The following is a 13,577-nucleotide window of genomic DNA, read 5'->3' as shown; positions in this document are numbered from 1 at the left end:
TTTTTGAAGTACAAAAAGTATTTTCGAAAAACTAGCCTTAAGCAAGAGGGCATTGGAGAGCATTTTCTTAATGAAATAGCCTCCAAGAAACCTAAAAATTTTCTTGAGATTGGCGTGTTTCATGGTGTTACTGCAAGAAATGTTTGTGAGCTATTATACAATATTCATGGAAGTGATTTCAAATACGTAGGGTTAGATTTGTTTAGTGAAAGTGCTGAAAATGCAAATGAAGTTATTCCAAATACTAAATTTAACAATCCATTAAAAAAAATATATTTTGAATATATTTTAAGACAAGATCCATACTCAGTTGAGGCAGTAGCTTATCTTTTAAAAAAATTTAAAGAAAATGTTCATTTGATTAAGGGGAACTCTAATCAACTATTAAAAAAAATGGATATGTCCCAAATCGATTATGTTTTTTTAGATGGTGGACACGCTTATGAGACAGTTATAAATGATCTTTATTATTCAAAACCAGTTTTGGAAAATAATGGTACTATTCTTTGTGATGATTATAACCTTGCTCACGCACCTGATGTAAAACAAGCTATTGATGAATTTGTTGCAGAGAACAATCTAAAATCAGAAATTATTTTTGAAAGATTTGCAAAAATAGAAAAAAAATAAAATTTATTATTTATTTTTTTTATCAAAGATAAGTTAGTTAATAAAAGCAACAACTTTATCAAATAACTTAATATAGACATCCCTGTAAAATTATTGATATGCTTTAAGCGTATGGAATTCTTAAACTATTTCTCAAATGTATTTACGTTTGGTAATATTTTAATATTAATTTTAGGAACAGTGGGTGGTCTTCTTTTAGGTGCCGCACCTGGTTTAAGCCCCACAATGGCTGTTGCTTTATTAATCCCATTCACTTTCAAGATGAGCCCTGAACAAGGACTGATAATGCTTGGTGCTGTTTATACAGCAACGGTAGCAGGTGGTGCGATTAGCGCTATTTTACTAAAAATACCAGGTGCACCAGCAAACATAGCAACTGTTATGGATGGTTACCCTATGGCACAAAAAGGCAAATCCAAGGAAGCTCTTCATTATTGTTTTATTAGTTCGTTTGTAGGAGGTGTTATTGGAATATTGGTTTTAATCTTTTTTACTCCATTATTAGCAAACGTTGCACTCAAGTTTGGACCATCACATATGTTTTGGATAGCAATTTTTGGTGTTACCGTTATTGCAACACTAGATTCTAACTCAATTATTAAAGGTCTTTTCTCTGGTGCATTAGGTTTGTGGTTAGCAACAATTGGATATGATTTAGTTTTAGGTGTGGAAAGATTTGTTTTTAACCCAATTTTTTCTGGTGGTATAAATATAATTGCAGCTCTGGTAGGTTTATTTGCAATACCACAAGTACTTTCAATGCTCGAAAAAAAACAAGACCTTTCAGATCAGTTCCAAATGGAAAAAAAAAGCTTGTTCCAGTCTATGAAATATAATCTTTCAAGATTTAAAGCTCTAACTATAGGCAGCATAACAGGTGTTATAATTGGATTAATTCCAGGTGCAGGAGGGCAGATCGCAGGTTTAGTTTCATATGATCAAATAAAAAAAGTAAGTAAAAATAAAGAAAACTTTGGAAAAGGTGAACCAGATGGAATCATAGCAGCTGAATCTGCAAATAATGCTATGGTTGGACCATCATTAGTTCCACTGTTAACTTTAGGTGTACCCGGAAGTCCAACAGCTGCAGTTTTATTAGGTGGATTATTAATTCACGGAATGTTTCCAGGGCCAAATCTTTTTACTATTTATGCTGAAACTACGTGGACGTTTATCAACTCTTTGTTAGTAGCTCAATTTTTGATGTTAATTTTTGGGCTTTATATAAGTGGTTTGGCTAAGTACGTAATAAAAACCCCAGTAAATTACATGGCGGCAGCAATTACAATACTTGCAATTTTTGGCACTTATAGTGTGCAGCATAATTTTGCAGACGTTATGGTTATGCTTTTTTTAGGTGTGTCTATGTTTTTTTTATCTAAATTTGGTTTTACTGCAGCACCCATTGTATTGGGATTAATACTAGGACCAATTGCCGAAACAAATTTTAGTCAAGCAAAAATTATTGCTGATACTCAAAATGGAATATTTGATTACTTAACAATGGGTCCTTTAAATTTAACGATAATTTCTCTTTGTATATTATCAATTATATATGGACTGATCACAGAAATTAAAAAAAAAACAAATGATAAAGATCAATAAACTTTCATCAGTAGTATTGGTATTGATTTTATCAATACTGTTAGCTTATGCTTCATTTAGTGGAGGCACATCAGAGGCATATATTTTTCCCAAACTATTAAGCACTGTAATGATTGTTTTATCATTTTTATCTTTAGTATTATATTTCTATAATAAAAATGAAAAAATTACTGAAGTTGACCTTAAAAAATTATCTATATATCTAGGCTCACTCTTACTTTTTTTGGTATTTGGAGAGCTTTTAGGTTTTTATTTTTTGGCGGTACTAATATTTCTAATCATCTGTTATGTTTATTCAGAAAAGAAAAACAAAAAAAGTATTTTTTATAATTTTCTAATAACTCTATGTTTCATGATATTTATATATTTTCTTTTTGCTATTCTTCTCAAAGTTCAGGCTCCAAGATTTTTTCTTTTTTAAAAATTACTTTACACCTTGTGATTGTATTTGTTTTTATAATGTCATTTTACGTAACTTTTTCAGGTAAAATTAATTAGTTATAAGATTAAATTTGTGATTAAGTTTTGAATTAATAACTTAATAGAGGGAGATCAATAATATGAAAAAACTTTTTTTATATTTCACTTTTATCTTATCATTTCTTTCATTTGGATCAGTTGCGCAAGCAGGTGATTATCCTGATAGACCGATAAGTGTAACAGTGGCTTATAATCCAGGCGGTGCTACGGATTTTCAAGCAAGACTAGTAACAATGATGGCGTCACATCCTAAAAAAGATTATTTAGGTCAGCCTATCGTAATAGTTAATAAACCAGGAGCTGGTGGAAAAGTTGGTTGGAATTGGTTTGCTACTAAAGCAAGAAAAGATGGTTATGATTTAGCTGCATACAATATCCCACACTTTGTTTCACAGTCTATAGTTTTCGATGACACTAAATACAACATTGATAACTTAGAGCCGATTGCAAACTGGGGAGCTGATCCAGCAGTTTTAATAGTTGGTAAAGATAGTCCGTTTAATTCTGTTGCTGATATGGTTAAATTTGCAAAAGCAAACCCAGGAAAAGTTACTTTTTCAGGAGCAGGTAAGTTTGTTGGTCATCACATAGCTTTTTTACAATTTCAAAAAGCAAGTGGTGCTAAATTAACATATGTACCTCACACTGGTGGAGTACCAGCACTTACAGCGGTTAAAGGTGGACAGGTTATGGCCGGTTTTAATAATTTGTCTGATGCTTTTAGAAGTCAGAATGATATTAAAATTCTAGCTATCGCTGACCTTCAAAGAGAAAAAACATTTTTACCAAATGTACCTACATTAAAAGAAGAAGGCTTAGATGTTGATAATTCAAGTGTGAATTTCAGAGGAATAATGGCTCCCAAGGGAACACCTCCTGAAATTATTGAATTTTTAGCAGCAAAAGTTCCTTTAATGTTCAATGATAAAAAAACATTAGGACAAATGAAAAAAGGTGGTTCACCTGTTAGAATAATGAATAGAGCTGAAGTACAAGAAATGTGGAAAGCAAGAAAAGTTAGTTTAACAAAACTTCTTGCTGGACTAAAGCCCTAATACTTATTAAGAACATTTAATTAGTTTCGCCCTAAATATTAAGGGCGAAGCTTTTTAATTTTTAAAAAAATGAACAAAAATTCTCCTTCAGATATTGTTGAATCATTAGTAGGAAAAGCTAAAGAAGCACAAAATATTTTTGAAAAGTATAATCAAAAACAAGTAGACGAAGTTGTAACAGCTGTTGCTTGGGCGTTATGCAAACCATCTACCAATAAATTAATTTCAAAACTAGCTGTAAACTCAACTGGATTGGGAGATGTTGAGGATAAAATTTTAAAGAATAGAAGAAAAACATTGGGGCTTCTTAGAGATTTAAAAGGAGTAAAAACTGTCGGTGTAATTAATGAATTTAAAGAAAAAGGTATAATAGAAATTGCAAAACCTGTTGGTGTAGTAGGGGCAATTACTCCTTCGACCAATCCTGCAGCAACACCAGTAAATAATGTTATTAATGCGTTAAAAGGAAGAAATGCAATTATAGTTTCTCCGTCTCCTGCTGGTAGCAAGGTATTTAAACAGCTTTTAGAATTTATTAATATTGAGCTAGAAAAAATCAAAGCTCCTAAAAACTTAATTCAAACTTTCGACATGCCCGTTACTAAAGATCTAACAAATGCGTTAATGCTAAAAGTTGATCTTGTAATTGTTACAGGATCATTAAACAATGTAAAACAAGCAGCAAAAAGTGGCACGCCTGCAATTGGTGTAGGTCAAGGTAATGTTACCGTAATAGTAGATGAAACTGCAGATTTAGAAGATGCTGCAAAAAAAATTAAAATGTCAAAAATATTTGATAATGCCACAAGCTGTTCTTCAGAAAATAGCTTGATCATTATTGAAGAAATTTACAATAATTTGATTGATTGTTTAAAAAAAGAAGGTGCAACATTACTAAACAATGAAAAGAAAAAATTATTGGAAAAAACCTTATGGATTGAAGGAAAATTAAATAGAGAAGTTATAGCAAAACCTGCAAAATTTATTGCTGATAAAATTAACCTTAGTGTAGATAGTGATATAAAAATATTGATGGTTGAAGAAGAGGGTGTGGGATCAGAGCATCTATTTTCTGGTGAAAAACTTTCTCCAGTATTAACCTTGTATAAAGCAAAAAATTTTGATCATGCAAAAGAAATTGCACATAAAATTTTAAACTATCAAGGTATTGGACATTCGATTGGTATTCATAGTAAGGCACAAAAAAGAGTAATGGAAATAGGTTTAGAGCTGCCAGTTTGTAGAGTGATTGTTAACCAAGCGCATACTTTTGCTACAGGGGGTAGCTTTACAAATGGTCTTCCATTTTCTTTATCAATGGGCTGTGGTACTTGGCAAAAAAATAGTATTGATAATAATCTTAATTATAAACATTTTATTAATACAACAAAAATTTCAACTACAATAAAAGGTTCTGAAGCGGAGTTAAAAGATTATTTTGAAGATTATTGTAAAAAATATAGCCCTGAAGAAGTTAAAAATCTTGAATAATGGAAGAGAATTTACTCAGTACAGTAAGAGATTATATTAAAATTAATGCTAAAGAAAAAGCCAAGGCTAATTTTATAATCTGTCCTCATACAAATCAAAATATATCAAACGATAAACTTAAGCATAATTTAGATAAAATTAATTACTACTTAGTTAATAAAAAAAAACTTAAAAAAAAATCTATTATCTGCACACTTACGGAGAACTCTCTTAGCAGTATTCAGTTAATGCTTGGAATTATGTATTCTGGTATGGTGCAAGTTCCACTTAATTTGGTAGCTGGCGAAGATCAGCTTGCATATATTATAGAACATTCTGAGTCAAAAATAATTTTCTCTACTAAAAATAATATTGAATTAGCTGAAAAAATTATAAAAAAAGTTTCAACTAAAATTGAATTAGTTGAAATTGACAAAAATAATTTTTTAGAAGAGATTGATAACAATTTTGATATTTTGGATAGTGAGATAAATAAAGAAGACAACGCATTACTTATGTATACTTCTGGTACAACGGGCAAACCAAAAGGGGTCATGTTAAGTCATGAGAATCTTTTACATGGGGGTAAAAATGTTATGATTTCTCATGAATTAACTTCTACTGATAAAGCTTTATGTGTTTTGCCACTTTACCATATCAATGGATTGATAGTAACAGTGATGGGCCCACTTGTTAGTCAAAGTTCTTTAATTTTATGTGAAAAATTTTCAGCATCTAATTTTTGGAAGTATATTAGTCAATTTAAATGCACGTGGTTTAGCGTTGTACCAACTGTAATTTCGGCTCTTATTAATAAATACTCCAAAGAAGAATTTGACTCCTTAGACACATCTTCAATTAGATTTGGAAGAAGTGCTTCTGCAGCACTTGCACCAGAAACACATCGAAATTTTGAAGAAAAGTTTAATATTCAAATGATAGAAACAATGGGACTAACAGAATCTTGTGCTCCAATTTTAGCAAACCCATTACCGCCTAAAAAAATTAAATATGGATCTCCAGGAATTCCTTATGGTAACGATGTCACCATTCTTGATAATGATTTTAATGAAGCTAAAAGAAATAATATTGGGCAAATTTGTGTTAAGGGAAAAAATGTTATGAAAGAGTATTATAAAAATCCTATAGAGACCAAAAAAAGTTTTTATAAGGGATGGTTTTTAACTGGAGATCTAGGATTAATGGATGATGAAGATTTTGTTTTTGTACGTGGCAGAATAAAAGAACTTATAATAAAAGGTGGAGAAAATATTTCACCTCGTGAAATTGATGACGTTTTATATCAACATCCTAAAATACTAGAAGCAGCTGCATTTTCAGTTGAATGTAGTCATTATGGTGAAAAAATTGAAGCTGGAGTGGTGCTTAAAGATAAAGAAACTGTTTCAGAAGAAGAGCTATTAAAGCACTGCATTGGTTCACTTGGCAAATATAAATCTCCAGATAAGATTCATTTTTTTAAAGAATTGCCAAAAGGCTCTTCTGGGAAAATTCAAAGATTAAAAATAAAAGATATTATAAAAAATTAAGTTTATCTGAAGTTTAATTCTAAAACTTTTCTATGCTTACTACCCTTATAACTAGCAAGAGGTCTAATTAATTTATTAGCAGCATGTTGTTCCATGATATGTGCAGACCAACCCGTAATTCTTGAAATTACAAATATGGGTGTAAAGAAATCTGTATCAAAACCCATTAAGTGGTAAGTAGGTCCTGTTGGGTAATCAACATTTGGATAAATATTTTTTTCTTTAATCATTACCTTTTCAACAATGTCATAAATTTTTTCAAATGTTTTATCTTTTTTAATAATTGCTACTCTTTTAAAATACTCCCTCATTGTTGGAACTCTTGAGTCACCACTTTTGTAAACTCTATGACCAAATCCCATTACTACATCTTTATTTTTTAGAGCTTTAGTAATCCATTTTAAAGCGTTCTCAGGTTTTTTAATTTTCTTCATCATGTGCATTACTTCTTCATTTGCACCCCCATGAAGAGGACCCTTTAAACTAGCGATTGCTCCAGTGATTGCTCCATGAATATCAGACAAGCTACTGGTAATAGTTCTTGCTGTAAAAGTTGATACGTTAAAACTATGCTCAGCATATAAAATTAATGATACATCAAAAGCTTTAACAATTTCTTTGTTCGGAACTTTTCCAAAACACATATGGAAAAAGTTTTCAGAAAAAGTAAGGTTTTTCTTTGGAGCTATAATTTTTTTTCCTTTTCTAAGTCTATAAAAAGCAGCTAGTGCAGTTGGAGTTTTTGCAAGAATTCTAATCGCTTTTCTTAAATTTGCTTTTGGTGAGTTGTCTCTAGTCTCTTTGTCTTCAAGACCCATAACACTGACCGCAGTTCTTGCAACGTCCATCGGATGAGAATTTTTAGGTATTTTTTTTAAAATATCTATTAAATTTTTTGATAAAGTTATTTCTTTAGATAATTCTTTCTTAAATTCTTTTAGCTGTTTTTTATTTGGCAATTCTTTATTTAAAATTAAGTAAGCAACCTCTTCAAAGTCACATCTTGCACATAAATCTTGAGCCGCATAACCCCTATAAGTAAGTGAGTTGATTTCTGGCATAACTTTTGAAATTTCGGTTTCATCAACAACTATCCCTAACAAACCTTTTTTAATATCATCACTCATTATTCATGACCTTCAGTACTAAAGTTATAAATTTTTTCATCTAATGAATTATATTTTTCATATTCAACTAACTCGTAAAGTCTTTTTCTAGTTTGCATTTTATCAATAATATTGTTTTGATGTCCACTCACAAATATGTCTCTAAGACCATCTTCTACATTTTTCATGGCTAGTCTTTGTGTGGTTACTGGATAAATTACAATATTATATCCAAAATTTTCTAATTCTTTATAGTTGAATAACTTAGATTTACCAAATTCGGTCATATTAGCGAGTAAGTAACATGATAACTCTTTTCTAACTTTTTCAAAATCCCTTTCATCCTGTAAAGCTTCTGGAAAGATAATCTCTGCTCCAGCATCAATATATGCTTTACATCTGTTAATCATTTTATCTATTCCTTCAACACCTTTAGCATCAGATCTTGCTATAATTTTAAAATTTTCATCTTTTTTAGTGGCAACACATTCTTTAATTTTCTTAACCATTGCTTCAGTAGAAATTAATTCTTTATTATCTAAATGCCCACACCTTTTTCGTTCTACTTGATCTTCCAAGTGAACTGCTGATACTCCAAATTCTTCAAAAGTTTTAATAGTCTCTTCACAAGATTTAAAACCAGTGTCGATATCAACAATTGTAGGTAAACTTGTAACTCTAGATATTAAATAAGATCTAGTACTAACATCTTGCAGTGTAGTTAAGCCTATATCTGGAAAACCTAAATCATTAGCCATAACCCCACCTGATACGTAAACAGCATCATAACCAATTTCTTCAATTAGTTTTGCAGTTAGTGGATTATAAGCTCCAGGAACTCTTAAAATTTTATTTGATTTTAATTTACTGACAAAGTCAGCTCTTTTTTGACTAGGTTCTTTATCTACAAAATGCACTAAAAAATTCCCTGTTTTGTATTTTTCTTAATTTGACTTCTTTTAACCTGGATATTTAATTTATTTAATTCCCCAGCTTTCAAGTTTTTAAGATTTTGTACAACTTTCAAGAAACGAGTACTTTCTTTCTTATCTAAAATACCATCTGTTAAAGTTAAAAACTTATTTATATAATTCTGTCTTTTAAACGGACGTGCTCCATAAGGGTGTGCATCTGCTCTATCTAATTGTTCTATAATTTTTTTGCCATTACTTAAAGAAACCACAACCTTTGCACCAAATGATTTATTTTTTGGATTGGGATCGTGATATTTTTTAGTCCATTTTTTGTCTTCGAACGTAGTAATTGATTTCCAAATTTTTATAGTACTTTTTCTATTAGCTCTTTGTTTTGTATATGATTTAACATGATGCCAATCAGCATCCTCAAGTGCTACTGCAAAAATGTACATAATAGAGTGATCTAGCGTTTCTCTACTTGCGTTTGGATCCATTTTTTGTGGATCGTTTGCACCTGTTCCAATTACGTAATGAGTGTGATGACTTGTGTAAATATCAATTTTCTTAATTTGATTTAAATTTGGAATTTTATTATTAAGTTTTTTAGCAATATCTATAAGTGCTTGAGACTGGTATTCTGCAGAGTACTCTTTTGTATAAGTCTCTAGTATTGCTTTTTTAGTTTCTTTTTTCTTAGGTAGAGGCACATTATATAAAGCTTTCTTGCCATCCAGTATTCTAGCTATAACACTATCTTCTCCTTCATAAATTGGACTTGGAGCACCTTCACCACGCATTGCCCTATCAACTGCTTCGATTGCAAGTTTACCAGCGTGAGCAGGGGCGTAAGCTTTCCAGCTAGAGATTTCACCTTTTCTAGATTGTCTTGTCGAAACGGTTGTATGTAATGCTTGCTGAACTGCTTGGTAAATTGTTTCAGTGTTTAATTTTAACATAGTACCAAGTCCTGCTGCAACACTTGGTCCTAAGTGTGCAATATGATCAATTTTATGTTTGTGTAAACAAATTCCTTTAACTAAATTAACCTGAATTTCATAACCCGTGATAATTCCTTTTAATAAATCTAGCCCACTTTTTTTAGTTTGTTGAGCTACACTTAAAATAGGTGGAATGTTATCTCCTGGATGACTGTAGTCTTCTGCTAAAAAAGTATCATGGAAATCAAGCTCTCTGACAGCTGTTCCATTTGACCAAGCAGCCCACTCACAATCAAATTTTAATTTTGAATCAATACCAAATAAATTTGCACCATTTTTTTTGGGGTGCTTTAGAGCCATTTCCCTTGAAGAGATAACAGCTTTTCTGTTTAAAGAAGCAATAGCAACTGAAGCATTATCAATTATTCTATTAATAACCATTTCAATAGCTGCCTTATCTAGTTTTGCATTATCAGATGCTATTTCAGCAATTTTCCATGCCAGTTGATTTTTTTTAGGTAAATTAATTTTTGATGGGTAAACTTTAACTTTATGTGAAATCATTAGGCCTCCTTAATTATGCAGACCTATTAATAGTAAGAAAAAAAATTAAATCAATCTTTTAAATAAGTTGAAACTATTTTTTCGACACCGATAAAGTCTTTTATCAAATGATTATGGTAAATTTCGTTAGAATTTTTTTCTGTATAACCATTTTCTAATAAAATAACAGGAACAGAGGCAGCTTTTGCAGCATTTGCATCAGTTTCACTATCACCAAACATTAGAGATTTTTTTACATCACCACCGATGATTTCAATTATACTTGTTATGTGTCTTGGATCAGGTTTACAATAATCAAAAGTATCTGATCCAGCAACGTATTCAAAGTAATCATTAATTCCAATTTTTTTTAAAAGGTCAATCGCTAAGTGCTCTTGTTTATTTGTACAAACTGCCATTGAAATTTTTTTTTCTTTACACCACTTTAAAAATTCTTTCACACCATTAATAAGTGTACTTTCTTTAATAATATTTTTTCCATAAAAATTAATAAAATCCTTAACCATTTCAGCTTTAATTTTTTGGTCATCAATTTTACCAAATTCTTTTTTGGCTTGTCCCCATATAGATCTGCCAATCATTGCCCCAGCTCCTTGTCCAACTAGGTTTCTAATATCTGCAGTAGATTTTGTTGGATAACCATATTTTTTCATTACATGATTATGGGCATTCATTAAATCAGGTGCCGTATCAACCAATGTTCCATCTAGGTCAAATAATATTGAGTAATTTTGAGTCATTAAAGTATTTTTAAGAAATAAATTGTGAATTAAGATATCTATACACTTAATATAAAAATATTTCCAGATGAAACAAATAAATTATAATATCGAACAAGAAAAACTTCGTAAATTTTTTATAAAGTCTGGTGTAAAGATGATCGGACCTGAAACTATTTTTTTTTCAAAAGATACTAAGATTGGAAATAACGTTACTATTAATCCATATGTTGTCATTGGAAAAAAAGTTAAAATTGGCAATAATGTAACTATCAATTCATTTTCGCATTTAGAGGATTGTAAAATAAAAAGCAAAGTTGAAGTTGGACCTTATGCAAGATTAAGACCAGGCACTACTCTTGAAGAAGGATCAAAAATTGGAAATTTTGTAGAAGTTAAGAAAAGTACAGTTGGAAAAAGATCAAAAATTAATCATTTATCCTACATTGGTGATAGTGAAATAGGCAAAGGTGTAAATGTAGGAGCTGGCACAATTACTTGTAATTATGATGGTGTTAAAAAAAATAAAACAAAAATTAAAGACAATGTATTTATAGGTTCTAATTCTTCATTAGTTGCACCTATTACTCTTGAAAAAAATAGTATTGTTGGTGCTGGTTCAGTGATTACAAAAAAAGTTAAAAAAAATTCATTAGCTTTAACTAGAAGCTCTCAAACAGAAGTCAAAAATTATAAAAGAAAAATAAAATAATATGTGTGGGATTATAGGAATAGCAAGCAATAAACCAGTATCATCTGCCATTATAAACTCTCTTAAAAAGTTAGAGTATAGGGGTTACGACTCTTCAGGTATTGCAACTTTATCAGATGGCATATTAAATGAAGCTAAATCTGAAGGTAGGGTTGATATTTTAGAAAAAAATCGTGCTGTTAAAAATATGTCAGGTTCAATTGGAATTGGACATGTTAGATGGGCAACCCATGGAATTCCAAATACTATTAATGCACATCCCCATTCATCAGAAAGTGTATCTATAGTACATAATGGTATTATTGAAAATTCCACTATTTTAAAAAAATATTTAATTAACAAAGGTCATGTATTTAAATCTCAGACAGATACAGAGGTAATTGTTCATTTAATAACAGAATATTTAAAAGAACTTAATTTAAAGGATGCAATTATTAAAACTCTAAAACAGCTTCATGGAAGCTTTGCTTTAGGAATAATCTTTAAAGATCAGTCTGATCTTATAGTGGGTGCAAGAAGAGGGTCTCCACTTGCAGTGGGTTATGGTCCTAACGAAAATTATTTAGGATCAGATTCTTATGCTCTAAAATCTATGACTAATAAAATTTCGTATTTAAATGATGGAGAATTTTGCATTATTAAAAAAGATCAAGTTGAGTTTTTTGATGAAGAAGGCTTAAAAGTTAATAAAAAAGTTTTAGAATTATCTTCAAAAGAGCAGAATTATGATAAAGGTGATTTTAAACACTTTATGGCTAAAGAAATCGAGGAACAGCCAACAACATTAAAGAACTGTATAAATGAGTATATTGATAAAATTAACAACGACATCAATATTTATAATTTTCCATGGGACATAAAAGAAATTTCTTCAGTTACTTTAATCGGCTGTGGAACAGCTTATCATTCTTGCTTAATGGCAAAATATTGGTTTGAAGAAAACACTACACTAGATGTAACAATTGATGTTGCATCTGAGTTCAGATATCGAAAAAATAGATTTAAAAACGATAATTTATATATTTTTGTTTCTCAGTCTGGTGAAACAGCGGATACTTATGCGGCTCTAGATTTATGTAATAAACATAACATGAAAACTTGCAGTGTGGTTAATGTTATAGAAAGTTCGATTGCAAGAGATTCTAAATTTGTTTTACCAATTCATTGTGGACCAGAAATTGGTGTAGCTTCTACAAAAGCTTTTATGGGTCAAATGTTGGTTCTTTATATTCTAGTATTAAAATTAGGAATTTTAAGAAAAGATTTAGATAAAGATTTATATTTAAACAAAATTAAGGACTTAAAAACATTACCCAAGTTAGTTGAACAAACTTTGCTTACAGAGAGTAAAATCCAAACTGTCTCTAGTTCATTTACAGACGTAAAAGGTTCGATGTTTTTAGGGAGAGGTTTTTCCTATCCAATTGCATTAGAAGGGGCGTTAAAGTTAAAAGAATTAGCATATGTGCATGCTGAAGGGTATCCTGCAGGTGAAATGAAGCATGGTCCCTTAGCTTTAATTGAAGATGGAATGCCAGTAGTTGTTTTAGCTCCAAGAGACAATTATTATAAAAAAACTATTTCTAATATGCAGGAAGTAATAGCAAGAGGTGCTAAAGTTTTATTGATTACTAACAAGAGCAAAGACGAAGTTTTTTCAGAAAATATTTGGGAAACTGTATTAGTTGAAAGTGCTAATGATGACTTGTTGCCTTTTTTATTAACTGTTCCATTGCAAAAATTAGCTTATTATTCAGCTCTTAAAAAAGGTTATGACATCGATAAGCCTAGAAATTTAGCAAAATCAGTCACAGTTGAATAATAATTAAAC

Annotated in this window: 12 protein-coding genes; 8 read left to right on the top strand and 4 right to left on the bottom strand. The window is 30.4% G+C overall.

Annotated elements, in window-relative coordinates:
• The first annotated feature begins 3 nt into the window (after positions 1-3).
• The 6 genes from ABXT52_RS04020 (at position 4) to ABXT52_RS03995 (ending at position 6,790) form a co-directional block, all read left to right on the top strand.
• A complete protein-coding gene (locus tag ABXT52_RS04020) occupies positions 4-630 on the top strand; it encodes a class I SAM-dependent methyltransferase (protein WP_415271304.1) in 627 nt (208 codons plus the stop codon).
• A gap of 111 nt (positions 631-741) precedes the next feature.
• A complete protein-coding gene (locus tag ABXT52_RS04015) occupies positions 742-2,235 on the top strand; it encodes a tripartite tricarboxylate transporter permease (RefSeq protein ID WP_415271303.1) in 1,494 nt (497 codons plus the stop codon).
• Complete coding sequence (locus ABXT52_RS04010; RefSeq protein ID WP_415271302.1) at positions 2,219-2,656, top strand: tripartite tricarboxylate transporter TctB family protein; 438 nt, start codon at positions 2,219-2,221, stop codon at positions 2,654-2,656. The genes ABXT52_RS04015 and ABXT52_RS04010 overlap by 17 nt, the downstream gene beginning before the upstream one ends.
• A 139-nt stretch (positions 2,657-2,795) precedes the next feature.
• Positions 2,796-3,770 carry a Bug family tripartite tricarboxylate transporter substrate binding protein gene (locus ABXT52_RS04005; RefSeq protein ID WP_415271301.1) on the top strand — a complete coding sequence of 325 codons (975 nt, stop codon included), beginning with the start codon at positions 2,796-2,798 and terminating at the stop codon, positions 3,768-3,770.
• 69 nt (positions 3,771-3,839) lie between these two features.
• Entirely contained in the window at positions 3,840-5,261 is a 1,422-nt protein-coding gene (gene sauS, locus ABXT52_RS04000) for an acylating sulfoacetaldehyde dehydrogenase (protein WP_415271300.1), read from the top strand.
• Positions 5,261-6,790 carry an AMP-binding protein gene (locus ABXT52_RS03995; RefSeq protein ID WP_415271299.1) on the top strand — a complete coding sequence of 510 codons (1,530 nt, stop codon included), beginning with the start codon at positions 5,261-5,263 and terminating at the stop codon, positions 6,788-6,790. The genes sauS and ABXT52_RS03995 overlap by 1 nt, the downstream gene beginning before the upstream one ends.
• A gap of 2 nt (positions 6,791-6,792) precedes the next feature.
• Here ABXT52_RS03995 and ABXT52_RS03990 read toward each other — a convergent pair whose 3' ends face one another.
• From ABXT52_RS03990 to ABXT52_RS03975, 4 genes are read right to left on the bottom strand one after another with little or no spacing between them, the layout of a single operon-like run.
• Positions 6,793-7,917 carry a bifunctional 2-methylcitrate synthase/citrate synthase gene (locus tag ABXT52_RS03990; RefSeq protein WP_415271298.1) on the bottom strand — a complete coding sequence of 375 codons (1,125 nt, stop codon included), beginning with the start codon at positions 7,915-7,917 and terminating at the stop codon, positions 6,793-6,795.
• Positions 7,917-8,813: a methylisocitrate lyase gene (gene prpB, locus ABXT52_RS03985; protein WP_415271297.1), complete on the bottom strand. Its 897-nt coding sequence runs from the start codon at positions 8,811-8,813 to the stop codon at positions 7,917-7,919. Before prpB ends, ABXT52_RS03990 begins: the two co-directional genes overlap by 1 nt.
• On the bottom strand, positions 8,813-10,315 hold the full coding sequence (locus ABXT52_RS03980; protein ID WP_415271296.1) for an MmgE/PrpD family protein: 1,503 nt from the start codon (positions 10,313-10,315) through the stop codon (positions 8,813-8,815). The genes prpB and ABXT52_RS03980 overlap by 1 nt, the downstream gene beginning before the upstream one ends.
• A 50-nt stretch (positions 10,316-10,365) precedes the next feature.
• Positions 10,366-11,055 (bottom strand): HAD-IA family hydrolase, encoded by a 690-nt coding sequence (locus ABXT52_RS03975; protein ID WP_415271295.1) that lies wholly within the window; start codon positions 11,053-11,055, stop codon positions 10,366-10,368.
• A gap of 67 nt (positions 11,056-11,122) precedes the next feature.
• On the opposite strand from ABXT52_RS03975, the gene ABXT52_RS03970 reads away from it, so the two are divergent.
• Positions 11,123-11,746 (top strand): DapH/DapD/GlmU-related protein, encoded by a 624-nt coding sequence (locus ABXT52_RS03970; RefSeq protein ID WP_415271294.1) that lies wholly within the window; start codon positions 11,123-11,125, stop codon positions 11,744-11,746.
• 1 nt (position 11,747) lies between these two features.
• Entirely contained in the window at positions 11,748-13,568 is a 1,821-nt protein-coding gene (gene glmS, locus ABXT52_RS03965) for a glutamine--fructose-6-phosphate transaminase (isomerizing) (RefSeq protein ID WP_415271293.1), read from the top strand.
• The last annotated feature ends 9 nt before the right edge of the window (positions 13,569-13,577 follow it).

Source organism: Candidatus Pelagibacter sp. Uisw_121 (assembly GCF_047722545.1).
Lineage (GTDB): Bacteria > Pseudomonadota > Alphaproteobacteria > Pelagibacterales > Pelagibacteraceae > Pelagibacter.
The sequence above is the reverse complement of the archived record's forward strand: the minus strand, read 5'-3'. Positions and strand labels throughout refer to the sequence as shown.

Excerpts from the sequence above, each read along its gene's own strand:
- ABXT52_RS04015 (WP_415271303.1), top strand. The coding sequence starts at position 742 with ATGGAATTCTTAAACTATTTCTCAAATGTATTTACGTTTGGTAATATT.
- ABXT52_RS04010 (WP_415271302.1), top strand. The coding sequence starts at position 2,219 with ATGATAAAGATCAATAAACTTTCATCAGTAGTATTGGTATTGATTTTA.
- ABXT52_RS04005 (WP_415271301.1), top strand. The coding sequence starts at position 2,796 with ATGAAAAAACTTTTTTTATATTTCACTTTTATCTTATCATTTCTTTCA.
- sauS (WP_415271300.1), top strand. The coding sequence starts at position 3,840 with ATGAACAAAAATTCTCCTTCAGATATTGTTGAATCATTAGTAGGAAAA.
- ABXT52_RS03995 (WP_415271299.1), top strand. The coding sequence starts at position 5,261 with ATGGAAGAGAATTTACTCAGTACAGTAAGAGATTATATTAAAATTAAT.
- ABXT52_RS03990 (WP_415271298.1), bottom strand. The coding sequence starts at position 7,917 with ATGAGTGATGATATTAAAAAAGGTTTGTTAGGGATAGTTGTTGATGAA.
- ABXT52_RS03980 (WP_415271296.1), bottom strand. The coding sequence starts at position 10,315 with ATGATTTCACATAAAGTTAAAGTTTACCCATCAAAAATTAATTTACCT.
- ABXT52_RS03975 (WP_415271295.1), bottom strand. The coding sequence starts at position 11,055 with ATGACTCAAAATTACTCAATATTATTTGACCTAGATGGAACATTGGTT.
- ABXT52_RS03970 (WP_415271294.1), top strand. The coding sequence starts at position 11,123 with ATGAAACAAATAAATTATAATATCGAACAAGAAAAACTTCGTAAATTT.
- glmS (WP_415271293.1), top strand. The coding sequence starts at position 11,748 with ATGTGTGGGATTATAGGAATAGCAAGCAATAAACCAGTATCATCTGCC.